Origin of the sequence: Sphingosinicella terrae, assembly GCF_003347635.1 — a bacterium.
GTDB classification, from domain to species: domain Bacteria; phylum Pseudomonadota; class Alphaproteobacteria; order Sphingomonadales; family Sphingomonadaceae; genus Allosphingosinicella; species Allosphingosinicella terrae.
In genome coordinates, this window is sequence record NZ_QDFY01000001.1 from 98,128 (window position 1) to 122,333 (window position 24,206).

19 protein-coding genes are annotated in these 24,206 nt (G+C 68.7%); 8 read left to right on the top strand and 11 right to left on the bottom strand.

All coding sequences use genetic code 11. From position 1 onward, the window contains the following. Window positions 1–44 precede the first annotated feature (44 nt). From DDE10_RS00485 to DDE10_RS00495, 3 genes are read right to left on the bottom strand one after another with little or no spacing between them, the layout of a single operon-like run. Window positions 45–1,298, bottom strand: a complete 1,254-nt coding sequence (locus DDE10_RS00485) for an N-succinylarginine dihydrolase (protein ID WP_114950774.1) — start codon at window positions 1,296–1,298, stop codon at window positions 45–47. Then, window positions 1,295–2,314: an arginine N-succinyltransferase gene (locus tag DDE10_RS00490; RefSeq protein WP_114950775.1), complete on the bottom strand. Its 1,020-nt coding sequence runs from the start codon at window positions 2,312–2,314 to the stop codon at window positions 1,295–1,297. Before DDE10_RS00490 ends, DDE10_RS00485 begins: the two co-directional genes overlap by 4 nt. Then, window positions 2,311–3,525, bottom strand: coding sequence for a hydrolase (locus DDE10_RS00495; protein WP_114950776.1), 1,215 nt, complete (start codon window positions 3,523–3,525; stop codon window positions 2,311–2,313). The genes DDE10_RS00490 and DDE10_RS00495 overlap by 4 nt, the downstream gene beginning before the upstream one ends. Before the next feature lie 286 nt (window positions 3,526–3,811). On the opposite strand from DDE10_RS00495, the gene DDE10_RS00500 reads away from it, so the two are divergent. Beyond that, window positions 3,812–4,900 carry an aspartate-semialdehyde dehydrogenase gene (locus tag DDE10_RS00500; protein ID WP_114950777.1) on the top strand — a complete coding sequence of 363 codons (1,089 nt, stop codon included), beginning with the start codon at window positions 3,812–3,814 and terminating at the stop codon, window positions 4,898–4,900. 70 nt (window positions 4,901–4,970) lie between these two features. Here the strand turns inward: DDE10_RS00500 and DDE10_RS00505 are convergent, their stop codons facing one another. Next, a complete protein-coding gene (locus DDE10_RS00505) occupies window positions 4,971–5,438 on the bottom strand; it encodes an RNA pyrophosphohydrolase (RefSeq protein WP_114950778.1) in 468 nt (155 codons plus the stop codon). Continuing rightward, window positions 5,438–6,385, bottom strand: a complete 948-nt coding sequence (locus DDE10_RS00510; protein WP_114950779.1) for an alpha/beta hydrolase — start codon at window positions 6,383–6,385, stop codon at window positions 5,438–5,440. Before DDE10_RS00510 ends, DDE10_RS00505 begins: the two co-directional genes overlap by 1 nt. 255 nt (window positions 6,386–6,640) lie before the next feature. Between DDE10_RS00510 and DDE10_RS00515 the strand changes: the two genes are divergently transcribed. From DDE10_RS00515 to DDE10_RS00525, 3 genes are all read left to right on the top strand, one after another. Beyond that, on the top strand, window positions 6,641–8,521 hold the full coding sequence (locus tag DDE10_RS00515) for a 2-oxoacid:acceptor oxidoreductase subunit alpha (protein WP_284734351.1): 1,881 nt from the start codon (window positions 6,641–6,643) through the stop codon (window positions 8,519–8,521). Window positions 8,522–8,763: 242 nt separating this feature from the next. Continuing rightward, window positions 8,764–9,786 carry a 2-oxoacid:ferredoxin oxidoreductase subunit beta gene (locus DDE10_RS00520; protein WP_114950781.1) on the top strand — a complete coding sequence of 341 codons (1,023 nt, stop codon included), beginning with the start codon at window positions 8,764–8,766 and terminating at the stop codon, window positions 9,784–9,786. Between the two features lie 42 nt (window positions 9,787–9,828). After that, on the top strand, window positions 9,829–11,103 hold the full coding sequence (locus DDE10_RS00525) for an SAM-dependent methyltransferase (protein WP_114950782.1): 1,275 nt from the start codon (window positions 9,829–9,831) through the stop codon (window positions 11,101–11,103). A 146-nt stretch (window positions 11,104–11,249) separates the two neighbouring features. Here the strand turns inward: DDE10_RS00525 and DDE10_RS00530 are convergent, their stop codons facing one another. Continuing rightward, the gene (locus tag DDE10_RS00530) at window positions 11,250–11,960 is read right to left on the bottom strand and encodes an SDR family NAD(P)-dependent oxidoreductase (RefSeq protein ID WP_114950783.1); all 711 of its coding nucleotides are present in this window, start codon (window positions 11,958–11,960) and stop codon (window positions 11,250–11,252) included. A 130-nt stretch (window positions 11,961–12,090) separates the two neighbouring features. Further along, window positions 12,091–13,545 (bottom strand): amidophosphoribosyltransferase, encoded by a 1,455-nt coding sequence (purF, locus tag DDE10_RS00535; RefSeq protein WP_114951652.1) that lies wholly within the window; start codon window positions 13,543–13,545, stop codon window positions 12,091–12,093. A 197-nt stretch (window positions 13,546–13,742) separates the two neighbouring features. Here purF and DDE10_RS00540 point away from each other — a divergent pair, with 197 nt between their 5' ends. The 4 genes from DDE10_RS00540 to DDE10_RS00555 all read left to right on the top strand — a co-directional run bounded on the left by DDE10_RS00540 (window position 13,743) and on the right by DDE10_RS00555 (window position 17,355). Then, entirely contained in the window at window positions 13,743–14,378 is a 636-nt protein-coding gene (locus DDE10_RS00540) for a hypothetical protein (protein ID WP_114950784.1), read from the top strand. Window positions 14,379–14,559: 181 nt separating this feature from the next. Further along, window positions 14,560–15,069 (top strand): DUF3592 domain-containing protein, encoded by a 510-nt coding sequence (locus tag DDE10_RS00545; RefSeq protein WP_114950785.1) that lies wholly within the window; start codon window positions 14,560–14,562, stop codon window positions 15,067–15,069. Window positions 15,070–15,113: 44 nt separating this feature from the next. Then, a complete protein-coding gene (locus DDE10_RS00550) occupies window positions 15,114–15,545 on the top strand; it encodes a MerR family transcriptional regulator (RefSeq protein WP_114950786.1) in 432 nt (143 codons plus the stop codon). Window positions 15,546–15,561: 16 nt separating this feature from the next. Further along, window positions 15,562–17,355: an acyl-CoA dehydrogenase C-terminal domain-containing protein gene (locus DDE10_RS00555; protein WP_114950787.1), complete on the top strand. Its 1,794-nt coding sequence runs from the start codon at window positions 15,562–15,564 to the stop codon at window positions 17,353–17,355. On the opposite strand, the gene DDE10_RS00560 is transcribed toward DDE10_RS00555, so the two are convergent. The 4 genes from DDE10_RS00560 to DDE10_RS00575 all read right to left on the bottom strand — a co-directional run bounded on the left by DDE10_RS00560 (window position 17,352) and on the right by DDE10_RS00575 (window position 24,149). Continuing rightward, on the bottom strand, window positions 17,352–17,924 hold the full coding sequence (locus DDE10_RS00560; protein WP_114950788.1) for a hypothetical protein: 573 nt from the start codon (window positions 17,922–17,924) through the stop codon (window positions 17,352–17,354). The two genes, DDE10_RS00555 and DDE10_RS00560, sit on opposite strands and share 4 nt — an antisense overlap. A 273-nt stretch (window positions 17,925–18,197) precedes the next feature. Further along, entirely contained in the window at window positions 18,198–20,579 is a 2,382-nt protein-coding gene (locus tag DDE10_RS00565; protein ID WP_114950789.1) for a bifunctional diguanylate cyclase/phosphodiesterase, read from the bottom strand. A gap of 56 nt (window positions 20,580–20,635) precedes the next feature. Continuing rightward, complete coding sequence (locus DDE10_RS00570; protein ID WP_114950790.1) at window positions 20,636–21,112, bottom strand: NUDIX hydrolase; 477 nt, start codon at window positions 21,110–21,112, stop codon at window positions 20,636–20,638. 19 nt (window positions 21,113–21,131) lie between these two features. Next, complete coding sequence (locus tag DDE10_RS00575; protein ID WP_114950791.1) at window positions 21,132–24,149, bottom strand: response regulator; 3,018 nt, start codon at window positions 24,147–24,149, stop codon at window positions 21,132–21,134. Window positions 24,150–24,206 lie beyond the last annotated feature (57 nt).

Sequence of the window (24,206 nt, forward strand, 5' to 3'; positions counted from 1 at the left end):
CTCCTTTCGGCGCGTCAACGAAGCGGCCGAAAGCGTGGTTCCGGTCAAAGCAAGGCGTCGAGCTCCAGCAAGGCGTGGAGCGCACGGCGCGCCTGCTCGATCCGCGCCCAAAGCGCCGGATCGCCAAGGTCCGGGGGCGCGATCTGCTCGGGCCATTCCGACGCGATGCAATCGGCGATCCGGTCCAGCTTGGATTCGTCGACAAGGAAACGCGGATCGACGGTCGCCGGATCGGCGACCACGCGCAGCCGCAGGCAGGCCGGGCCGCCGCCATTGGCCATGGACTGGCGCACGTCGACCACGCCCAGCCGGCGGATCGGTCCGTTGCCCGCCGCCATCGCCTCGAGCCAGGCCCAGACGCTCGGCGTCTCGCGCGCTTCCCCCGGCACGATCAGCGCCATCGTCCCGTCCGGCAGGGTGACCAGCTGGGCATTGAACAGGTAGGAGCGGATCGCATCCTCGAGGCTGACCACGCTCGCCGGCACCTCGACGATCTCGAGCTCGGGCAGCAGCCGCTTGAGCGCCGCATAGAAAGCGGGCCGGTCCTCGAACGCCTGCTCGTGCGCGAACAGGACATGACCGTTGGCGACGGCGACGACGTCGTTGTGGAAGGCGCCGGCGGCGATCGCCGCCTCCGACTGGGCGACGAACAGGGTCCGGTCCGGATCGAGCCGGTTCAGCCGGGCGACCGCCCGCGACGCCTCGACATGCTGGCGGGCCGGGAAGGCGCCGCCGCGCAGGCCGTAGACGAAGATCTCGACGCCCGGCGCGTCATGGCCGGCGGCGAGCCGCATATGGTTGGCCGCGCCCTCGTCGCCGAAGGCGGGCGGCACCGGCGGATGGACGGCGAAATGGCGCGTATCGGCAAAGGCGAGCTCGAGCTGCCGCAGCGTCGCCGGCCATTCGTGGCTCCGATGCGGCATCGTGCGCAGGTTGGCGACCGTGATGTGGCAACGCCCGTCGCCGGTATCGGGCGCCGGGGAGACGGTGGCGGCATTGGCCGCCCACATCGCCGAGGCCGAGAAGGCCGCCGGGCGCAGCGTCTCCGGCACGTCGTCAGGCCGCGTGCCGAGCGCGTCCAGCCAGTCGCGATTGGGACGGGGGTGGGGCAGGAGGATGCCCTGCGGCAGCCCCAGCGCGAGATTGTGGCGCATCTTGGCGACGCCCTCCAGCGCCGCCGCGCGCGGATAGGCGACCATGCCCTTGTTGGTGGTCGAGGCGATGTTGCCGAGGCTGAGCCCGGAATAATTGTGGCTCGGCCCGACGATCCCGTCGAAATTGATCTCGACCCGCGTCACCGCGCCACCGCGACGAAGGCGTCGCCCACCTCAAGCCCGAGCCGCTCGCGGCTGCCCTGGTCGAGCCGCGCCTCGCCATTCTCGCCCGGATGCACCTTGCCGTAGCTCGCGACGAAATCTCGGCGGTCGCCGGATGCGACGAGCATCGCCTGGCCGCTCTCCTCCGCGACCGAGCCGGACAAGGTGAATTCCCGCGATTCGCGGATCGTGCGGATCGACTCGGTGACGACCGACATGGTCGGGCCGCCGTCGAAGATGTCGACATAGCCGTCGGCGGAGAAGCCCTCGCGCTCCAGCATCTTCATCGCCGCTCGGCCCGAAGGGTGGGGGACGCCGAGCACGTGGCGCGCGCTCTCCGGCAGCATCGCCGTGTAGATCGGCGTCTTCGGCATCAGGTCGGCGATGAACTGGGTGCCGTGGGCGGCATTGAACTCGTCCGCCTCCTGGAAGCTCATGCCGAAGAAGCGGCCGGCGATCGCGTCCCAGAATGCCGAGCCGCCGCCTTCGTCGATGACTCCGCGCAGCTCGGCGATCACCCGATCGGCGAAGCGCTGGCGATGGAGCTTGATGAACAGATAGCGGCTGCGCGCGAGCAGCATGCCGAGCCCGCCGGCTCGCTCGCCGGGATGGAGGAAAAGTCCGCCCACCTCCGAGCAACCCTCGAAGTCGGTGCAAAGGGTGAGCGTCTCCGCGCGGAACGTCCGGCCGAGCTCGCGCGAGGTCTGGGTGAGAGTGGAGATGCGATAGCTGTAGAAGGGCTGCTGCATGCCGACGCGGCTGAACACCTGGCAGGTACCCCGGATCTGGCCGGTCTCGACATTCTCGAGCACGAACAGGAACATGTCGCCTTCCGGCGATTCCTCGTCGCGGGAAAAGGCGTCGTCCGACCGCGCCAGCTTCGCGACCAGCGCGCCGCGGTCCGGCTGAAGGTTGGTGAAGCCGCCGCCGGTCAGCTTCGCCATTTCATAGATCGCCTCGAAATCCCCGTCTTGTGCCGGCCGTACCCTGAAGCTCACAGTTCACCCCCCTCGGCCAGCCGCAGGATGGTGAGCGCCGACAGCTGCGCGCGCTCGACCAGGCTGGCCACGATCAGAAATTCGTCCTCGGAATGGATGGCGCCGCCGCGCACTCCCATCGTGTCGACCACGGGCACGCCGCAGGCCGCGATATTGTTGCCGTCGCACACGCCGCCTGTATCGCGCCACCCGATCTCCTGGCCGAGATCGGCGCCGCAGCGGCGGACCAGGCGGTAGAGCGCCTCGGCGCGCGCGTCGATCGGCTTGGGCGGGCGGCCGAAGCCGCCATGCACGTCGATCGCCACGTCGTGCGCAGCCGCGACCGTCCGCACGATGTCCTCGATCAGCGCCTGCGCGCGCGCCTGGTCCTCCGGCGTCGTCGGCCGGAGGTTGACGCGCAGCACGGCGCGGTCGGGAACGACATTGTTGGGTCCGCCGCCGTCGATCCGCGCCGGATTGATCTTCATTCCGGCCTCGCGCGCGGCGGCAAGCCGCAGGGCGAGATCGGCGGCGGCGACGAGCGCGTTGCGGCCTTCCTCCGGGTTGCGCCCGGCATGGGCGCTGCGGCCGCGCACGGACAGGCTGAAATTGCCGCTGCCCGGTCGCGCGCCGGCGAGCGTGCCGTCGGGCAGGGCCGAAGGCTCGTAGGTGAGCGCCGCCTTCTTGCCGCGTGCCGCCGCGGCAATGAGCGGCGCCGAGCCCGGCGAGCCGACTTCCTCGTCGCTGTTGATCACCACTTCATAGCCGACCCGCCCGGCGATCGGCGAGGCCTCGACCGCCTGCAGCGCCGCCAGCATGACGGCGAGCCCGCCCTTCATGTCGGCGACGCCGGGTCCTCCGAGCACGATGTCTTGCTCACGCCAGAAGACCTTCTGGAAGGGATGATCGGCGGCGAACACGGTGTCCATGTGGCCGGTGAAGAGCAATTGCACCGGCGCTTCGGGGCGCACCGCGAGATGGAGATTGGCGCCGTGCGCGATCGGGCTCAGCGAACCGTCGGCCGCCATCGCATCGGCCGGCGCCGGCTCGGAGAGGACGAGGCGGCCGGGCAGAGCCGAGAAGGCGTCGGCGAGCAGCCCTGCGACCCTGCCGAGGCCGTCCAGGTTGCGCGACCCGCTGTTGACCGCGGCCCAGGACATGGTCTGGTCGAGCATCGGCGCCTGCGCGCACCGCTCGACCGCGGCCGCTTCGTGGCTGGGAAGGGATTGCATGGCAGCGGCTCTAGACGGACGACGGCGATGGCGAAAGGGGTGAGGGCAACTCGCCTGGCAGCGCCGCTTTACTCCCGGCGCACCCAGAGTTATCGGTCGCGGCCATGTCCGGATCGATGATGAAATCGATTAGCCCGAAGCCGGCCCCCATTTGCGGGGCGGGGTCGGGTGTGCGCGCGGTCTAGGCCGCACGCGACCCGGACAGAGCCCCGCCGAAGCGCGGGGCGGCCGAACTCCCAGGACCGACATGCCCCGCGCCTCCGCACTGAAGAGGAGACGCAATTCCATGAATCCCGTGCACCTTTCCCAAAATCCCCATGTCGGCATCGTCGGCGCGACCGGGTTGGTCGGCGAGATGATGCGCGCGCTGCTCGCCGAGCGCGGCTTCCCGCTGGCCTCGCTGCGGCTGTTCGCCTCGGCCCGTTCGGCGGGCCGGAGTCTTTCCTTCGGCGGCGCCGAGATCGTCGTCGAGGATGCGGCTGAGGCGGATTATGCCGGCCTCGACATCGTCTTCTTCTCGGCGGGCGGATCGATCTCGAAGGCGCTGGCGCCCAGGGTGGCCGCCGCGGGCGCGATCGTCATCGACAACAGCTCCGCCTGGCGCGCCGACCCGGAGGTTCCGCTGGTCGTCGCCGAGGCCAATCCGGAAGCGCTGGACGTCCTTCCGAAGGGCATCGTCGCCAATCCCAATTGCACGACCATGGCGGCGATGCCGGTGCTGAAGCCGCTGCACGCGGCGGCGGGACTGAAGCGGCTGGTCGCCAGCACCTATCAGGCGGTATCGGGGGGCGGCATCGCCGGGGTCGAGGAGCTCGAGGCGCAGCTGCGCGCCGCCGGCGTCGAGGCCGCGGCGCTCGCCCGCGACGGACTCGCGGTCGCGCTGGGCGAGCCGCGCAAGTGGGCGGTGCCGATCGCCTTCAACGTCGTCCCGCTCAACTACGTGCTGGGCGAGGAGGATTATACGGAGGAAGAGATCAAGTTGCGCGACGAGAGCCGCAAGATCCTCGGGCTTCCCGATCTGCCGGTTTCGGGGACCTGCGTGCGGGTGCCGGTCTTCACCGGCCATTCGCTGTCGATCAACGCCGAGTTCGAGCGGCCGATCTCACCGGCGGCGGCCCGCGCGCTGCTCGGCCGCGCGCCCGGCGTCGCCGTCGCCGATGTGCCCAATCCCCTGGAGGCGACCGGCCGCGATCCGGTGTTCGTCGGCCGCATCCGCCGCGATCCGACGGTGGAGCATGGCCTCGCCTTGTTCGTGACCGGCGACAATCTGCGCAAGGGTGCCGCCCTCAACGCGGTCCAGGTCGCCGAAGCGCTGGTCGGCCGGACCGGCCAGGGGGCACGGCCGCCGCTTGAGCTTCCCCGGATCGCCGGTTGATCCTTCCCCATTCAGGGGTTCGGCACGAAGCCGGCTCCTTCCCCTCCCTGAGCGCAGGGAGGGGAAGGAGTCACAGCCACTCCCGGAACGCCGCGACGATATCCTCGTAGAGCTTCTTCTTGAACGGGACGATCAGCGCCGGGAGCTCGATCGGATCGGCCCATTTCCAGGCGCGGAATTCGGGCTCGGGCGTGGCGATGTCGACGTCGGCATCCTCGCCCAGGAACCGCGCCAGGAACCAGACCTGGCGCTGCCCCCGCCAGGGCTTGCTCCAGATCTTGCCGATGAGATCCTGGGGCAGATCGTAGGTCAGCGACTCTTTCGCCCGCGCGACGATCTCGACGAGGTCGGCGCGGATCCCGGTCTCCTCCTCGAGCTCGCGGAGCGCGCCTTCGAGCGGCTCCTCGCCGGGATCGAGCCCGCCCTGGGGCATCTGCCAGGCCTCCAGCGTGCTGTCGAGCCGCTGCCCGACCCAGACCTTGCGCTTGCGGTTGAGCAGCATCAGCCCGACTCCGGGGCGGTAGAGATCCTCGTCCATCAGCGTCCCTCCTGCCCGAGCAGCAGCTTCAGCGCCGCCACATTCTCCCTGATATCGTCGGCGGCGGAGGGGATCGCCCTCCTCAGATTGATGAAGCCGTGGATGTTGCCCGCCGCCTCGCGGAAGACGGTCGGCACGCCGGCCTGCACGCAGGCGGCCGCATAGGCGCGGCCCTGGTCGCGGATCGGGTCGAGGCTCGCGGTGGTGACCAGGGTCGGCGGCAGCCCCGCCTGGCTCTTCAGCAGCGGCGCGTACCGCCAGTCGCGGGAGTCGGCGCGATAGCATTCCTCGAACCAGTCCATGCTCTTCTCGCTGAGCAGATAGCCTTCGCCGAAATCCTGGCGGCTGGGATAGCCCTTGTCCGGATCGGCCGCGGGATAGATGGGCCACTGCGCCAGCACGGGCACCGCCGCCGGATCGTCGCGGAGCGCGAGCGCGGTCACGATCGCGAAATTGCCGCCGGCGCTGTCCCCGCACAGGACGAGGCCGGTCACTTGCCGCTCGAGCGCCTCCGGGCTCGAGGCGGCCCAGCGGGCGGCAGCCATCGCATCCTCGACTCCGGCCGGCCAGGGATGCTCGGGCGCCAGCCGATAGTCGACCGCGAGCACCGGCATGTCGAGCTCGCGCGCCATCTCGGCGCAGAAAGGCTCGTGGGTGTCGAGGTCGCCGAGGACGAAGCCGCCGCCATGGAAGAAGAGGAAGAGCGGCCCGGGGTCGCGCGACGCGCGGGCGTCGAACAGGCGCATCCGGATCTCGCCGGCGGGGCCGGGCATGGCGAGGTCGCGGATCAGGGCGAGCTCGCCGGTCGGCGCATCGGCGACCTGGCGCGAGCGCACCATCATCTCGCGCGCCTCCGCGAGGCCCAACTCGTAGGCGCGCTGGCTGGGCAGCGCGTTCACATAATCGAGGAACTGGCGCACGTCGGGACGCACATAGGGTTCGGCCATGATCACTCCGGTTTAACTCGCGATTCGAATGCCTATCTAGGGCCGGATCGCCCGCGGCCGAAGGGCCGGCGCGGCCCGCAAGGGAATGATCGATCCACGCGGCGCCGGGCCGGCGCGAAATCGGACCCGAGGGACGGGCGGCGCTGGAACGATCTTGTCTTGGCGCTTGCGGGGCGCCGCCATGGTTGTGACGGGCGCATGGCGGGGCTAGGTTCCGCGCGCGGCCGGCGGCCGCTCTTGTTGAAGGAAAATCCGTTGGCGACGGCCACCCATCTCATCACCGAAGTCGAACCCCGCACCGATGACGCTCCCGAGGCGGTCGTCGTCCGCTTCGCCGGCGATTCCGGCGACGGCATGCAGCTGACCGGCGGCCAGTTCACGCTCTCGACGGCGCTGGCCGGCAACGATCTCGCCACCTTCCCCGATTTCCCCGCCGAGATCCGCGCGCCGCAGGGGACGACCTTCGGCGTCTCCGCCTTCCAGATCAATTTCGGATCCGCCGCGATCGAGACGGCCGGCGACGCGCCCGATGTCCTGATCGCGATGAATCCGGCGGCGCTCAAGACCAATGTCGGCGATCTCAAGCCCGGCGGCCTGATCATCGCCGACGAAGGCGAGTTCGGCGCGCGCAACCTCGCCAAGGCGGGCTACGAGACCAGCCCGCTCGAGGACGGCTCGCTCGGCAAATGGCAGCTCGTCCGGTTCAACATCAGCCAGCTCACCCTGGACGCGGTGAAGCCCTTCGGCCTCGGCAACAAGGAGGCGCTGCGCTGCAAGAACATGTGGACTTTGGGCCTGGCCTTGTGGATGTTCGACCGCGATCGCGCGCCGATCGAAGCCTGGCTGCGCGCGAAGTTCGCCAAGGCGCCCGAGCTCGCCGAAGCCAATATCGCCGCCCTGAATGCCGGCCATGCCTTCGGCGAGACCGCCGAGATCGGCTCGCCGCTCAAGCAGCACCATGTCGATCCGGCGCCGGCCGAGCCGGGCCTCTACCGCACCGTGACCGGTGCCGAGGCGATCTCGCTGGGCCTCGTCGCCGGCTGTCAGCTCGCCGGCCTGCCGATGTTCTTCGGCGGCTATCCGATCACCCCGGCGAGCGCGATCCTCCACCATCTCTCGCGCCTCAAGGAATATGGGGTCACCACCTTCCAGGCCGAGGACGAGATTGCGGCGGTGGCCGCGGCCATCGGCGCCAGCTTCGCCGGCCAGCTCGGCATCACCTCCTCCTCGGGGCCGGGTATCGCCCTCAAGACCGAGGCGATCGGCCTCGCCATCATGACCGAGCTTCCGCTCGTCATCGTCAACTCCCAGCGCGGCGGCCCTTCGACGGGGCTGCCGACCAAGACCGAGCAGTCGGACCTCTACCAGGCCGTCTACGGGCGCAACGGCGACGCGCCGCTGCCGGTGATCGCCGCCCGTTCGCCCGCCGACGCGTTCGACTGCGCGATCGAGGCGTGCCGCATCGCCGTCCAGTACATGACCCCGGTGATGCTGCTGACCGACGGCTATATCGCCAATGCCGCCGAGCCCTGGCGGGTGCCCGACATGTCCGGCTACGAACGGTTCGATGTCGGCTTCCACGACGCGCCGCTGGCGGAAGGGGAGGCGGTCAACCCCTATGCCCGCGACGAGAAGCTCGCGCGCGTCTGGATCAAGCCGGGCACGGCCGGGCTCACCCACCGGATCGGCGGCATCGAGAAGAATGTCGGCACCGGCCATATCGACTATGCGCCCGACAACCACCAGGCGATGACCGACATCCGCGCCAACAAGGTGCTCGGCGTCGCCGATTCTATCCCTGACCAGGATGTCTGCCTGGGCGCGCCGGGCGGCAAGCTTGCCGTGATCGGCTGGGGCTCCACCTTCGGGCCCATCCACCAGGCGGTGCGGCGCGCGCGCGGCCGCGGGCTCGATGTCAGCCACGTCCATGTGCGCCACATCTGGCCGCTGCCGAGGAATCTCGGCGAGCTGCTGCGCTCCTACGAGCGGGTGATCGTGCCCGAGATGAACAACGGCCAGCTCAAGACCCTGCTTCGCGACCAGTATCTCGTCGACGCCAAGCCGGTGAACAAGGTCTCCGGCAAGCCGTTCAAGATCTCGGAGATCGAGGCCGCCATCGAGGAGGCATTGGCTTGAGCGCGGAGCATTCCCCTTTCCGTCATCCCAGCGAAAGCTGGGATCTCAGTTCCTTGCGGCAGCGGCCATATGAGGAAGAGAGATCCTGGCTTTCGCCAGGATGACGGGGGAGGGCTGGCTATGGCCTCGGTTTCGCTGCGAATGACGGAGTAGGAACATGAACCCGCCCCGCCTGATCCCGCTGGTGCTCATGCTCGTCGTCGTCGTCGCTTTGATCTATTATCTCTACTGAGGAAAATCCGATGACCGAGATGGTCAAGCTCACTCCGAAGGATTTCGCCACCGACCAGGAGGTGCGCTGGTGCCCCGGCTGCGGCGACTATGCGGTGCTGAAGGCGGTGCAGCGCACCATGCCCGAACTCGGCGTCGATCCCGCGAACACGGTGTTCGTCTCGGGAATCGGCTGCTCGTCGCGCTTTCCTTATTACATGGAAACCTACGGCTTCCACACGATCCACGGCCGCGCTCCGGCGATCGCGACCGGCGTGAAGCTCGCCAATCCCGAGCTGGACGTGTGGATCATCACCGGTGACGGCGACGCGCTTTCGATCGGCGGCAATCACACGATGCATCTGCTGAGGCGCAACCTCAATTGCCAGATCCTCTTGTTCAACAACGAGATTTACGGGCTCACTAAGGGGCAGTATTCGCCGACGTCGCGGATCGGCACGCGCAGCCCGTCGACCCCGTTCGGCTCGGTCGACGGGCCGGTCCAGCCCTGCGCCTTCGCCTTGGGCTCCGGCGCCCGCTTCGTGGCCCGCGGCATCGACGTCCACAAGAACCTGCCCGAGGTGCTGAAGGCGGCGCACGCCCATCAGGGCGCTGCGTTCGTCGAGGTCTTCCAGAACTGCATCGTCTACAATGACGACGTCTTCGCCTCCTTCACCGCCAAGGACAATGCCGGCAAGCAGCTCTGGCTGAAGGCGGGGGAGCCGATGCTGTTCGACCGCGGAGCCAAGGGTCTCGCGCTCGACCGCGAGGCGCTGAACCTCAAGGTGGTCGACGTCGAGGGCGGCGACTGGCAATCGGCGGGCGTGATCGTCCACGATCCCCGCAACCGTGTGGTCGCCCACATGCTGGTCGAGATGCCGTTCGGGACCTTTCCGATGGCGCTTGGCGTGCTGTACGATGATCCCCGCCCGACCTTCGAGAGCGTGCTCCTGCGCCAGAACGAGGAAGCCGCCGCCGGCAAGCGGCCGGACCTCCAGGCCTTGGTGTCCCGTGGCCAGACCTGGCAGGTCGCCAAGGAACCGCGGGAGATCTGACGCTTCGGGGAAGGGCTTGTCTCCCCCGGCGATACGCCGCATTTGCCGGCCGTGACCGCGCAAAGGGGCAAACATCTGGTCGCCGCGGACCGCGCCTTCGCCACCGGCGGCGGCGCGCTCGCCCGCCTGTTCGCGGGCGGCTTCTCGCGCAGCCTCGACCGTATCGATGCCGGCCTCGCCGAGGGGCGGATCGAGGTGACCTTGCCGGACGGCAGCTTCCGCATCCTTGGCGGCCGGGGCGACGGTCCGGTCGCCATCGTCCAGCTGAGGAGTTGGCGTGCGCTGGTTCGGCTGGCCGCCTCGGGCTCGGTCGGCTGGTATCGCGCCTGGGCCGAGGGCGAATGGGCGAGCCCCGATCCGGTACCGCTGTTCGACCTGTTCATGCGCAATGCGGCGAGCCTCGGCATGGCGGCGCGGGCGAAGGGGCCGTGGCGGTGGGTGAACCGGATCGCCCATGCGCTGCGCGCCAATGACAAGGCGCGTGCCCGTCGCAACATCGCCCACCATTACGATCTCGGGAACGACTTCTACGCCGCCTGGCTCGATCCCGGCATGACCTATTCGAGCGCGATCTTCGCCGAGCCGATCTCGGCCGCGGAGCGGTTGGAGGCGGCGCAGGCGCGCAAGATCCGCCACCTGCTCGACCGGCTGGCGCTGAAGCCGGGGCAGCGCCTGCTCGAGATCGGCTGCGGCTGGGGCGGCCTCGCCGAGGTCGCCGCGCGCGACTATGGCGTCCACGTCACCGGCCTCACTCTGTCAGCCGAGCAGAAGGCCTATTGCGAGCAGCGCTTCGCCCGCGCCGGCCTCGCCGAACGGGCGGATATCCGGCTCACCGACTATCGCGACGTCGACGGGCGCTTCGACGCCGTCGCCAGCGTCGAGATGGTCGAGGCCGTCGGCGAGGAATATTGGCCGGCCTATCTGGGCGCCATCGCCCGCTTGCTTGTCCCGGGCGGCCGTTCCGGGATCCAGCTCATCTCGATCCGCGAGGACCTGTTCGACCGCTATGCCGCCAGCGCCGACTTCATCCAGACCTATATCTTCCCGGGCGGCCAGCTGGTCGGAGAAGCTCGCTTTCGCAGCATCGCCGAGGCGGCCGGCCTCGAATGGCGCGACCGCCAGGGCTTCGGCCTCCATTATGCCGAGACGCTGCGGCGCTGGCGCCTTCGCTACGAGGCGGCAGTGGCGGAATCCCGGCTGCCGCCCGGTTTCGACCCCGCCTTCCACGATCTGTGGCTCTATTACCTCATGTATTGCGAAGGCGGCTTCCGCGGCGGCGGTATCGACGTGGCGCAGGTGACGTTGGTGAAGCCTTGAGCCCCTCTCCCCTTGCGGGAGAGGGGTTGGGGTGAGGGAGCGAGGTGGACGAAGGTTGCGGCGGGCAGCTGCCTTCCGCTGCCGCCTGCCCTCACCCTGCGGCTTCGCCGCTGTCCCTCTCCCGCAAGGGGAGAGGGAGCGGAGAGCTACCGCCCCAGCTCGAGCCGATGTCCCGTCTCGAAACCCCCGCGCAGCAGACCGACGATGGCGTCGGCCACCGCGCTCGGTGGCTTCAGCGTCGCCGGGTCCTCGCCGGGGAAGGCGCGGGCACGCATGGTCGTGGCGGTGGCGCCGGGGTCGACGATCGCGGCGCGGATCGGCGTGACGTTGGCGACCTCCTCGCCATAGGCAAGGACGAGGGTCTCCAGCGCCGCCTTGGACGCACCATAGGCGCCCCAGAAGGGGCGTGGATGGCGACCGACGCTCGACGCGACCGCGAGCAGCCTTCCGGCGTCGCTCTTGCGCAGCAGCGGGTCGAAGCCGGCGATCAGCGCCTGCTGGGCGAGAACATTCAGGGTGAGCAGCCGGTTGAATTCCTTGCCGTCGATCTGCGCCACCGGAGTCAGCGTGCCGAGCATCGCCGCATTGAGGACGACGATGTCCGTCTTCTCCCAACGTCCGGCGATGGCGACCGCGAGCTTCGCGATGCTGTCCCCCTCCGCCAGGTCGAGCGGGGCGATCGTCGCCGAGCCGCCGGTAGCGTGGATCCGCTCCTCGACCGCTTCCAGATCGGCGGCGGTGCGCGCGGTGAGGACGACATGGGCGCCCTCGCTCGCGAGCGCTTCCGCGGTCGCCGCGCCGATCCCGCGGCTCGCCCCGGTCACCAGCGCAAGCCTGCCGTCGAGAAATCCGGTCATTGTCGCTCCTGGGCATGTTCCCTTCCCTGCTCGCAGGGAGGGGCTAGGGGTGGGTCCCTATCCGAAAACGCAATGCCGCAAGGAGACCCACCCACCCCCGGCCCCTCCCTGTTTGCAGGGAGGGGAGTGACTAAGCGTACATCTCGCTCGGCAGCAGCTGGTCGCGCTGCTCGAGATCTTCCTGGTCGGTCAGCCGGGTCGGATAGGCGCCGGTGAAGCAGGCGTCGCAATATTGCGGCTCGGCGATCTCGCGCATCTCCTCGCCGAGCGCGCGGTAGAGGCCGTCGATCGACAGGAAGGCGAGGCTGTCCGCCTTGATGTAATGGTTCATCTCGGCGACGTTCATCTGCGCGGCGAGCAGCTTCGTCCGCTCGGGCGTGTCGACGCCGTAGAAACAGCTGTGCCGCGTCGGCGGGCTGGCGATGCGCATGTGGACCTCGCTCGCCCCGGCCTCGCGCAGCATCTGCACGATCTTGAGGCTGGTGGTGCCGCGCACGATCGAATCGTCGATCAGCACCAGCTTCTTGCCCTTGATGAGCGCGCTGTTGGCATTGTGCTTAAGCTTCACGCCGAGGTGGCGGACCTGATCGCTCGGCTGGATGAAGGTGCGCCCGACATAATGGGAGCGGATGATGCCGAGCTCGAACGGGATGCCGCTCTCCTGGGCGTAGCCGATCGCCGCCGGTACGCCGCTGTCGGGCACCGGCACGACATAATCGGCATCGACTCCATTCTCGCGCGCCAGCTCGGCGCCGATCGCCTTGCGCACCGAATAGACCGAGGCGCCGTCGAGGATGGAATCGGGCCGCGAGAAATAGACATGCTCGAAGATGCACGGGCGCGGCCGCGTCGGCGCGAACGGCTTGTGGGTCTGCACGCCCTTTTCGGAAACGACGATCAGCTCGCCCGGCTCGACGGTGCGGATATAGGTGGCGCCGACCACGTCGAGCGCGACCGTCTCCGAGGCGAAGATATAGGCGTCGCCGAGCCGGCCCATGACCAGCGGCCGGATGCCGAGCGGATCGCGGCAGGCGATCAGCCCCTCGGCGGTGAGGCAGACCAGGCTGTAGGCACCTTCCACCTGCTTGAGTGCGTCGATGAAGCGGTCGAGGAGGGTCGGATAGGTCGAGGTGGCGACGAGGTGGATGATCACCTCGGTGTCCGAGGTCGACTGGAAGATCGAGCCGCGGCGGTTGAGGTCGCGCCGCAGCCGCATCGCGTTCGAGATGTTGCCGTTATGGGCGACCGCGAAGCCGCCGCTGGCAAGCTCGGCGAACAAGGGCTGGACGTTGCGCAGAGCGGTTTCGCCGGTGGTCGAATAGCGGACATGACCGATCGCGGAGCGGCCGGCGAGGGCCCGGATCACCTGGTCCTTGTCGAAATTGCCCGCCACATGCCCCATCGCGCGGTGGCTGTGAAAGGCCCTGCCGTCGAAGCTGGTGATTCCGGCCGCTTCCTGGCCGCGATGCTGCAGCGCATGAAGGCCCAGGGCGGCGATCGCGGCGGCGGTGTCGGCGGCCCAGATGCCGAAGACGCCGCACTCCTCGCGCAGCTTGTCGTCGTCGAAAGGATTGGTGGTCAGCATGCCCATGCCCGTACTGAACGCGTGGCGCCTATATAGGGACCGCTCCCGGTTTGTCGCCCCCGCGGCGTAAAGAATCTGCAACCTCGCGGTTGAGCGCGGTGGTCCGCCGGCCCTATACTGCGTCTCTCGGGAGGATCGCGCGCCCGGCCTTGCGACTGCTGGTGGGCGCTGCCGCGACAGGAGGCCGTGGAGCCGGGATGGCCGATGTCAGAGGGGCTATCGCAGGCCTGGTCGGACCTGCCCTTTTCGTCCTGGCCGGGGTTCAGACCGGCCGGCTCGGCGCGTCCTACGAGGCGATGGCCCGGCCGGCGCCGCCGACTTTCGTGTCGGTCAATTACGGACTGACATTCCCGTCGCCTCCGGGTGTCTATCATTGCCCGTTGCCGATCGGCTGGATCGGCTCCGACCATGGCACGACCTTGTTCCTGGCGCCGCCCGCGACATGCGGCGGCGCAGGTTATTCGTCCAGCAGCCGGCGCTCGGCACCCGTCGTGCCTCCCCATATCCGCCTCTATTACGGCTACGTGGCTTGGGACGATCCGGTGCAGACGCGCTGCTCCGGCCCGGAGGCGGCCCTCTTCCTCGGCCAGCGGCGATTGCTCTGCCGGCGCGAAGACAAGGCCCGGGTCGAGCTCAGCGTTCACGCCTGGTACGTCTCGGATGCCGACATGGAATCGCCGACCGAAGCCATCCTCACCCTGGTGACGACGCGTCAGCGTCTCGATCGGGACAGGGCGGCGTTCGCGGCCCTTGCCGGGCGGATCCGGACCTGCTCGTTCGACGGGCGAAGGGCGGCATCTCCGGAACCGTGTCCGCCAGGCGAGTTCTACTAGGGTCCGCACCTTGGATGCCCATGCCCGTACCCGACCGGGCGCGTCTTAGGGACCGCATCCGCTTCGTGCCCCCCCGAGGCGTACAGGATCCGCAAATTGGACGAGGATCTGCGGCCGGCGAGCCCGGCATTGACCGTCATCGGCCGGTCGTGCCACCTTTGCTCCCGGGGGAGGGTCGATCGTGCGCCGTCGTCATTTCCGTCTCGGGACCCGTGGAATAATTCTGTCGGGCGCCGCCTTCGCGATCGCCGTGGCCCTGCTCATTCTCTGGCTCGGCGCCCGCTACGATCGCGAGACCGAGCAGGTGATCGCGGAAGGGCGGCTGGCCGAAGGTCGGTTCCTCTATCGCGAATATGGTTCCTGCTCCGGCCAGAGATCGTGTGAATCCGACACCATTCACATTGCCTACGACGTCGGCGGCGTGACCTATCGGACGTCGATGTCCGCGACCCGATCGGGTCGGGAGCCGGTCTTCGAAGACGAGGTGATCCGGGTGCCGCGGCTCGGCCCCGAGCGCCTGTTCCAGGTCGTCTATCTTCCCGGCGATCCGGCAATCTCGCGGGTTCGGGAGGATCTCAAGACCAATCCCGCCGCGGTCTACGGCACGGCGGGGATGTTCGGCTTCATCGGCCTGGTCTTCGGCGCTTTCGGGCTCTTCGTGCTGCGCCGCCGCCGCGGCCTCGGCGGATGAGGGAAGAGTTGACGCTAACGTCAACGTAAATTACCTCCTCGGACATGCCGGACTCCGCGCTTCATTCCGATTACCGCCAGTCGGACCGGATAGGCCGCACCTATTCGATCACCCAATTGTGCGACGAGTTCGGGGTCACCGCCCGCGCGCTGCGCTTCTACGAGGATGAGGGGCTGATCTCGCCCGAGCGCCATGGGCTTTCCCGCATCTACAGCTGGCGCGATCGCGCGCGGCTGGCGTGGATCCTGCGCGGCAAGCGCGTCGGATTCAGCCTCGCCGAGATACGCGAGATGATCGACCTCTACGACCGCGGCGACGGCCGTCACCTGCAGCGCAAGGTGACGCTCGAGAAATGCCGCGGCCGGGTCGACCTCCTGAAGAAGCAGAAGCTCGACATCGACGCGACCATCGACGAGCTCGAGCGCTTCATCGCGATGGTCGAGGTTGCCGAAGCGACTGAAGCCGCCGCCGAATAGCCCCGAGGAACGAGACATGCCGAGCTATACCGCCCCCGTCCAGGAGACGCGCTACATCTTCGATCATCTGCTTGGGCTGGAACGCTACACCAACCTGCCGGGCTTCGAAAATGCGACGCCCGACATGGTGGAGGCGATCCTCACCGAGGGGGCGAAGTTTGCGGAGCAGGTGCTCCAGCCGCTCAACGCGGTCGGCGACCGGCACGGCTGCGTCCGCCACGAGGACGGCTCGGTCACCACGCCTCCGGGCTTCAAGGCGGCCTATGACCAGTTCCGGGAGGGCGGTTGGACCACCCTGTCGGCGCCCCCCGAATATGGCGGGCAGGGCTTGCCGAGCGTGCTTGCCGTCGCGCTCACCGAATATCTCGTCTCCGCCAACCAGGCGTTCGAAATGTATCACGGACTCACCCAGGGCGCGATCGCCTCCATCCTGGTGAAGGGCTCGGACGAGCAGAAGCAGAAGTTCCTGCCCAAGATGGTGTCCGGCGAGTGGGGCGGCACGATGAACCTCACCGAGCCCCATTGCGGGACCGATCTCGGGCTCTTGCGCACCAAGGCCGAGGAGCAGCCCGACGGGACCTACCGCATCACCGGGACGAAGATCTTCATCTCCTCGGGGGAGCACGACCTCACCGAGAACATCATCCACCTGGTCCTCGCCAAGCGCACCGGCGCGCCGGACAACGTCAAGGGCATCTCGCTGTTCATCGTGCCCAAATTCCTGGTCGAGGACGACGGCTCTCTCGGCGCGCGCAATGGCGTCGTCTGCGGCTCGATCGAGGAGAAGATGGGCATCCATGGCAACTCGACCTGCCTGCTCAACTATGACGGCGCCACCGGCTATCTCGTCGGCGAGCCGGAGAAGGGGCTGCAGGCGATGTTCATCATGATGAACGCCGCGCGCCTCGGTGTCGGTCTGCAGGGTCTCGCCCAGGGCGAGGTCGCCCGCCAGAATGCCGTCGCCTACGCCAAGGACCGCCGCCAGGGGCGCTCGCTCACCGGCGCCAAGGATCCCGAGGCGAAGGCCGATCCGATCATCGTCCACCCCGACATCCGCCGCATGCTGATGGAGGCCAAGGCCTATAACGAGGCGGCGCGGGCGCTCATCCTGTGGGGCGCGCTCCAGGTCGACCTCGCCCGCCGCAGCCAGACCGAGGAGGAAAGGGAGGCGGCGAACGACCTGATCTCGCTGCTGACCCCGGTGATCAAGGGCTATCTCACCGACAAGGGCTATGAGGTCGCCACCAACGCCCAGCAGATCTACGGCGGCCACGGCTATATCCGCGAATGGGGGATGGAGCAGTTCGTCCGCGATGCCCGGATCAACATGATCTACGAGGGCGCCAACGGCATCCAGGCGCTCGACCTGGTCGGGCGCAAGCTCGGCCAGAACGGCGGCCGCGCGATCCGCAATTATTTCAGCCTGCTCGCCGACGAGATAGCGGCGGCGAAGCAGGTCGAGGCCAGCGCCGAGCTCGCCGGGGCGCTGGAGAAGGCGGTCGGCGATCTGCAAAGCGCGACCATGTGGCTGATGCAGAACGGCATGGCCAATCCCGACAATGCCGGGGCGGCGAGCTACAGCTACATGAACCTGATGGGCCTGGTGACGCTCGGCCTGATGTGGCTGCGCATGGCCAAGGCGAGCGGCGAGGCCCTCGCCAACGGCGCCGAGGACCGTTCCTTCCACGAGGCCAAGCTCGTCACGGCGCGCTTCTACGCCCAGCGCATCCTCCCCGAGGCGGGCGCCGAGCGGCGCAAGCTCGAAGCGGGGTCCGAGGCGCTGATGGCGCTGCCGGCCGAGGCTTTCTAGCGGTCCTTTCCCCGCGACTCATGGGCCGTGGTTTCCACCAGCGCCCGCAGCCGCGCCTGCCTTTCCTCCCGCGTCATCGCCAGCGCCCAGCTCCAGGCGGCGTCATAGTCGCCGGGGCCGGGGATGCGCCGCTCGATCCGGACCATGCGGTCGGCGAAGTCCCGGCCGTAAAGCTCGGTCCAGGCGTCATGGAGGAACAAATAGAGCAGGCGATGGTCGTCCAGGCCGGTCGCGCGTCCGAGGGTCAAGGCGAGGCGGTGGCCGAGCTCGTGGACAAGCGTCGCCCGCTTGTAGGCGGGCGAATAGTCGGCGCGCAGCCTGATGGTGCGGCCGTCATAGGCGGTCATCGGCGGCCCATCGGTGACGATCAGCTCGATCCGCTCGGTCGGAAAAACGAGGCCGCTCGCCGCCTCCAGCGCAGCGACGATCCGCATGCCGTCGCTTTCCCACAGCTGCCGATATTCGGCCGCCGCCTCGGCGAGCCGGGGAGAGGCGGGAATCACGGTCACCGGAGGCGCCGCGGCGATGAGCAGCGGCAGGAGGCTGGCGAGGAGCAGGCGGCGGATCATGAGCGGGCGCGGGAAAGTAAGACGGGCCCGCCAGGATAGCGTCGGTGACGTCCAAAGCGAGGTCGGGACGGCGAAGCACCGGCCAGGATCGACAAATGGCCGCTGGGCCGGAGCGAAGGTCCGATGGCCCGAGCGTCGACTGCGGAAGGCCCGCCTATCAGGCACGCATTCCTTCCGAGCGAAGTCGAAGGGGGTATCCGATGAGTAACCGACGGGTTTCGCGACGCCGACCGCCGCCACCTTCGTGGATGGGGTATTATCCGTCAGAGCCGCTCACGCCCGCCGGCGCTGTGTCTCTTCTCCGGGACGCTTCAGCACCACCCCCTCGAAATAGCCGATCGGGTTGGGGCGGCTGATCAGATAGCCCTGCACCTGGTCGCAGCCTTCGGCGCGCAGCGCCTCGAGCTGCTCCGGCGTCTCGACGCCTTCCGCCACCACAGGCATGCCGAGGCCGCGGCCGAGGCCGATGACCGAGCGGATGATCGCGCGCGCCTGGGGATTGGCGGTCATCTCCTGGACGAAGCTGCGGTCGATCTTGACCTTGTCGAACGGGAACATCCGGAAATAGCTCAGCGACGAATAGCCGGTGCCGAAATCGTCCATCGAGATCTGGACGCCGAGCGCCTTAAGCCGCTGGAGGATGGCGAGCGCGGCCGCCGCGTCCTTGATGAGCAGGCCTTCCGTCACCTCGAGATCGAGCCGCGCCGGATCGAGGCCGGTCTCGGCGAGCACCCGCTCGATCGAGCCGACCAGGTCGTCGAAGAGGAATTGCAGCGGCGAGAGGTTGACCGAAAGCTTGAGCGGCGGATTCCAGCCAGCCGCCTCGGAGCAGGCCTGGCGCAGCACCCACTCGCCGAGCCGGTCGATCATGCCGCCTTCCTCGGCGAGACGGACGAAGACCTCGGGGCTGATCGGACCGAGCTGGGGATGGTTCCAGCGCAGCAGCGCCTCGAAGCCGACGATCGATCCGCTGGCAAGGTCGGCGAGCGGCTGGTAGTGGACATGGAGCTCGCCCTGCTCGATCGCCGAGCGGAGGTCGCTCTCCAGCTGGCGGCGCTGCCTCAGGGCTTCGTCCATCGCCGCCTCGTAGAAGCGGGTGAGGCCACGCCCTTCCGCCTTGGCGCGATAGAGAGCGAGATCGGCATTCTTGATCAGGCTGCCCGGGGCGTCGGCGTCGGCGGGGAAGAGGGCGATGCCGATACTGGCGCTTATCCGTGCCGGCCGACCGCCGATGTCGAACGGCGCCTCGAGCGCGGTGATGATGCGTTCGGCGAGCAGCCCGGCCGCGGCCGGCTGGGGACCGCCGCGTTGGAGGACGGCGAACTCGTCCCCGCCGAGGCGGGCGACGAGGCCGTCCTCGCCGACCGCCGTGCGCAGCCGCCACGCAACGCCGACGAGCAGCTCGTCGCCTGCCGAATGGCCCAGAAGGTCGTTGATCGCCTTGAAGCCGTCCAGATCGAGACAAAGGATCGCGACGGGATCGGAATCGCTCGCGGCGCCGGCCGTCGTGCCGGCGAGTTTCTCCAGGAAGACCGCCCGGTTGGGCAGGCCCGTCAGGACATCGTGGAAAGCGAGATGCGCGATCCGTGCCTCGGCTTCCTTTCGTTCGCTGATGTCGCGGACCGCGAGCACCTGCAGCTCCCGGCCCTTCCAGCTGAGCGGGCGGACCAGCACCTCGATCTCGCGCGTCGAGCCGTCTGCGCTCACCAGCTGGCTTTCCCTCGCCTTCCCCTCGCTCGTCCTCGACGGATCGGGCGCGTCGAATTCCGGCAGGAGCGCAGGCAGATGCCCGGGCAGCGCGGCGCGATCGTCGAATCCGGCGAGCCGCAGGAAGCTGCGATTGGCGTCGATCACCTCGACACCGTCGACGATCACCAGCCCCTCGACCGCGGCGTCGGCGAAGGCGCGGATCCGGACCGCTTCTTCCTTGTCGCGGCGAGCGAGCTTTCGGTCGAACAGGATGGTCGCGAAGGTGATGAACAGGATGACGAGAGCGACCGCGATGACGATCACCTTGAGCGTTTCGCTGCCGATCGCCGCGTCCGGAAGGGTCGTTCCCGCCGCTGGGTAGAGGACGGCGGCCGCCATGCCGGTGAAGTGGAGCCCGCAAATGGCCAGGGTGAAGAGCAGGGCTGCCGTCCAAGGGAAGCGGCCTGCCTGCCGCCGATCGGCGGCAATGGCGACGGGGCTCAGCACCAGGCCGATCAGGACCGACGCGGCGACCAAGGTGCTGTCCCACCGGATGAAACCGCCGACGTCGACCGCGGACATGCCGATATAGTGCATCGTGGCGATACCGGCGCCGACAACGAGGCCGCCCAGGAGGACGAAGGCCCGGCGCTCGAGGCAGACGAGAGCCCAGCCGGCGCCGGTGATCAGGATGGCGGCGGCGATCGAAAGGATGGTGCGTGCGAGATCGTACCGGATCGGGAGGTCCGGCTGATAGGCCAGCATGGCCAGGAAATGGGTCGCCCATATGCCGATGCCGGAGACGAAGGCGGTCGCGGCGATCCAGGCCCAACGATGCTCGCCGCCGGCGCGGCCCCGCTCGAGGGTGGCGAAGGCGGAAAGCGCCGCAAGCAGGCAGATGATGCCGGCCACGACGACCAGGGACAGATCATGTTCCTGGGTGATGCAGGTGTAGACGCGAAGCATGGTCCCCCGGGCGCAGCAGCGCTCCTGCTACGAAAAGCCGGTGAAGATCAGGTAAATCAGCCGTTCGGCATTCCGGTCGTGACGAGGCGCTGCAGCGCGTCGAGGATCGGCATCTGGCTCGGCAGTATCTTCCGGCGTGCCTCGGCGAGGCCGAACCAGGCGGCGCGGTCGACTTCGGGATAGGAGGCGAACCGGCCGCTGCGCGGCGGCCATTCGACCGTATAGCGGTTGCTGACGATCCGTTCGGCGTCGAGATCGCCCTCCAGCGCGAACGGCTCGACCCACTTGCCGCCCTTCTGGCGGATGCGGCCGAGCGGGACGAGCGAGCCGGCGGCGGCGACGCCGAGCTCCTCCGCAAACTCGCGCCGGGCGCACGTCTCGAGGTCCTCGCCTTCCTCGACCAGCCCCTTCGGGATCGCCCAGGCGCCCTCGTCCCTGCGCTGCCATTGCGGGCCGCCGAAATGGGCGAGGAGAACTTCGACCGCGGCGCCGCGCCGGCGCCACATCGCTATCCCGGCGCTGAGCTGGGCCACGATCGGCCGCCCGCCCCGGTCAATCCGCGGAAGGCGGTTCGGTCGGCGCGGCTGCCGTTCCGCACTCGAGGCCGAGAGTCCGCAAGGCTTCGTGGAGCAGTCCCGTGCGATAGGGCCGCGCGATCACGCGCATGCAGCGGTCGGACCGGAACTGCCCGGCCAGCGCGTCCGCCCGGGCTCGGGAGGTGATGATGATCGGCATGTCGATCCGCAACGCCCGCAGCTCGCGTGCCACGTCCTCGCCGGGCTGGTCGGCCAATTCGTCGTCGACGATGACGGCGTCATATCCGCCGGGAGCCGCCCGTACTTTGCCGAGCGCTTCCGCCGCCGTCGCCGCCTCGTCGGCGCGGTAGCCGACCGTGTCGAGCGCCTCCGCCGCGAGCGAGCGGACGGTCGGCTCCGTCTCGACGATCAGCACCCGGCTCGTCCTGCCGGCGTCGAGCATGTCGCGCACCTTCTGCGCCAGCGCCTCATAGGTGAAGGGCTTCATGATCATCTCCACGCCGGAATCGAGCCGGCCGGCATGGACGATCGCGTTGCGCGTGTAGCCCGACGTGTAGAGCACGCGCAGGTCGGGCTGATGGTCACGCGCCGCGTCGGCAAGCTCGCGGCCGCTCATCCCGGGCATGATCACGTCGGTAAAGAGGAGGTCGACCGGATCCTCCTGTCGTTCGAGCAGACGCAGCGCCGAGGGCCCGTCATGCGCCTCGAGGACCCGATAGCCGAGCTCGCGCAGGCAATCGACGGTATAGGCGCGGACGTCGTCGTCATCCTCGACGACGAGGACGGTCTCCTGCCGGGGGCTGGACTCGAAGCCTGCGGTGAGGCGGGCCTCATCCTCCTCGTCGTGGGACTCGCGCAGCAGGCGCGGCAGATAGATCTTGATTGTCGTCCCCTGGCCGACCTCCGAATAGATCTTCACATGCCCGCCGGACTGCTTGACGAAGCCGTAGATCATGGAGAGGCCGAGCCCTGTTCCCTTGCCGACCTCCTTGGTCGTGAAGAAGGGTTCGAAGGCGCGCTCGACCACCTCCTTGGTCATGCCCCCGCCCGTGTCGGTCACGGCGATCATCGCATATTGGCCGGGCGGCACCTCGGCATGATTGGCGGAATAGCTTTCGTCGAGCCGTGCATTGGCGGTCTCGATCGTCAGCCGGCCGCCCTGCGGCATCGCGTCGCGGGCGTTGAGCGCCAGGTTGAGGATGGCACTTTCGAGCTGGTTGGGATCGGCCTCGACCCGCCACAGCCCGGGCGAGGTGACGATCTCGAGACGGATCAGCTCTCCGAGCGAGCGCTGGACCAGGTCGGACATGCCCGCCACCAGCTTGTCGAGATCGAGCGGCCTGGGCGCCAGCGGCTGGCGGCGCGAGAAAGCAAGCAGGCGCTGTGTCAGGGCAGCGGCGCGCTCGGCGCCCTTCATCGCATTGTCGAGCGATCGCCGAGCCCGCGCGTCCTGGACGCCGGCCAGCTCGAGTGCGCGGTGGGCCATGCCGATATTGCCCGTGACGACGGTGAGCAGATTGTTGAAGTCGTGCGCGATGCCGCCCGTCAGCTGTCCGACCGCCTCCATCTTCTGGGCCTGGCGCAGGGCCTCCTCCGCCTCGGTCCGGCGCGTCACCTCGCGCGCGACGCGCTCCTCGAGGTTTTCGTTGAGCTCGCGAAGTTGCGCCTCGACGGCCTTGCGCGCCGTCATGTCCACGACGGTGCCGATGAACCGCACTGCCCGTCCGTCCTCGAACACCGTGCGCCCGGTGGCGGCGACCCATCGTTCCTCGCCGTCCTCGAGGCCGATCGTCCGGTACTCGATATCGTAGGTGCCGCTTCCGCCGGGAGCGAGGGCGGCCTCCACGGCGGCCTGCGCCCTGTCCCGGTCGTCGGGATGGAGCCCGGCCAGGAACGCGCCTTCGTAGCTGACCTGCGCATCCGCAGACAGGCCGAACAGGGCCTTGCAGCGGGCGTCCCAGTTCAGCGCCCCGGTCTGCGGATCGAGATCCCAGGTGCCGATGTCGGCGGCTTCGGTGGCGAGGCGCAGCCGATCCTCGCTCGTCGCCAGATCCGCCTCCGCGGCGCGGCGCTGCGACAGCTCATGCTGGACCGCGTCGAACAGGCGCACATTGTCGATCGCGACCGCAGCTTCGCCGGCGAGACCGAGCAGGCCGCGCTCCGAAGCCTCCGTGAACCGGCCGGGCTGGCCATGGCCGAAGAACAGGCCGCCAATGACCTCGCCCGTTCGCGACATCACCGGCACGGCCAGATAGGACCGAACCGGCAGATGGCCTTCGGGCATGCCGTGATAAGGCGGATTCTGGCCGTAGCGTGGATCCCGGGTGATGTCCTCCGACCGGATGATGCCGTCGCCGTTGAAGGTGGGCGCGAAGACATCGGTATTGCGCGGCATCGGATAGCGGGAGAAAGCCTCGATCGGTGCGCCCGAGAGGGTGTAGAGCATGTAGCACTCGCCCGACTGGTCGAGGACATTGTAGAAGAAGGCGCCGAACTCGGCGCCGGTCAGCTCCACGCCCGCATCGGTGACGATCTGGACGAGTTCGTGCAGATCGCTGTGGGCGGCGAGCGCGGACGTGGCCCGATTGAGGATCTCGAGGGCGCGCCGCTCCTCGGCCGCCACTTCCTCCGCATGGCGCTGCCGTGAACGGTCGCGGACGATCTTCGTGAAGCCGATCGCTTCGCCGTCGGGCGCTTGGATCGGGCTCATCTCGCCGGTCGCCCACAGGCGGCTGCCGTCCTTGCGGATCCGCCAACCCTCATCGCCGCCGCCGCGGCCGAGCGTGAGCGCGTCGCTCATCTCCTTCGTGAGCGCCTTCGCTCCCTCGTCCCGCTGAAAAAGCCGCTCCAGCGTCTGCCCGAGCATTTCCTCCTCGTTCCAGCCGAGGATTCGCCGCGCGCCCTCGCTCCAGCTGGTGACGCGACCTTCGCGGTCGATGGTGATGATCGCGGTGTCGACCGCACTGTTGACGATCTGGCGCCACTCGTCGGCGGTGATGGATTGCTGCCCATGGGCGCTGGCGGCACGGCTCATGCGTCGTCCTGGAGATTCCCCGAATGCGTAGAACGGCGACCGCCGCGGATAGTTTCG